The organism is Nitrosomonas mobilis (assembly GCF_900103035.1).
In the GTDB taxonomy this organism is placed as follows: Bacteria; Pseudomonadota; Gammaproteobacteria; order Burkholderiales; family Nitrosomonadaceae; genus Nitrosomonas; species Nitrosomonas mobilis.
In genome coordinates this window covers 1-835 of record NZ_FMWO01000064.1, presented here as the reverse complement: position 1 = coordinate 835, position 835 = coordinate 1, and the positions used below count along the sequence as shown (strand labels likewise).

The 835-nt window shown below is 47.4% G+C and carries 2 pseudogenes; one reads left to right on the top strand and one right to left on the bottom strand.

The features are described from left to right. Positions 1-116, top strand: a pseudogene (locus NSMM_RS15285) (IS5/IS1182 family transposase); the annotation flags it as partial. 6 nt (positions 117-122) lie between these two features. On the opposite strand, the pseudogene NSMM_RS11260 reads toward NSMM_RS15285, so the two are convergent. Further along, positions 123-835 (bottom strand): annotated as a pseudogene (locus tag NSMM_RS11260) (IS256 family transposase); the annotation flags it as partial.

Genomic DNA, 835 nt, shown 5'->3' with positions numbered 1-835 from the left:
GTTTCGCCTGGCTGGAAAAGAATAGAAGACTGTGGAAGAACTGCGAGCGAATGATTAACACCAGTTTGCAGTTCATCCACTTGGCTTTCCTGGCCCTTCTACTCAAAAGACTTTGAACAAGTTCTTAGTCGGAACCATTTCTTCTGCGCCACTTCCATCAGTTTAAATGCCATCGTCAAAGTTGTCGTCCGGCTTCCACAGTTTTTGGTTCTGGCTGTTCTCAGCCGGACAGTTGCAAAGACTGATTCGACTGGATTAGTTGTTCTAATGTGTTGCCAGTTTTCTGCAGGATAATCATAGAAAGCCAGCATGGAATCTTTATCCTTTGCCAGACACTCCATCGCTTTTGGATATTTAGGACTAAAACGTTCAATACAGTTATCAAATGCTTTATAAGCCTTTTCCCGTGTTTCCGCCTACCAGATATTGTGCAGCGCTTCCTTGACCTTGGGTTGCATGGCCTTGGGCAGCTTTTCCATTACATTGGCGATTTTATGCACCCAGCAACGCTGTTGATCCGTATCCGGCCAGCACTGGGTAACAGCCTTCCAGAACCCCAGCGCACCGTCACCGATAGCTAATTTGGGAGCACCTTTGAGGCCACGTTGTTTCAAATCCATCAATACTTCCGTCCAGCTCGCTTCAGACTCACGATAACCATCAGACAATGCCAGCAGCTCTTTACGCCCCGTTTCATCAGAACCGATAATCACCAGAAGACATAACCGGTCATCCATCCGCACAGTGCTGTAGATACCATCAGCCCAGACATAAGCATACCGTTTGCCACTCAGATCGCGGCGAGTCCAGTTTTGATAATCCTGTTCCCAGTCCT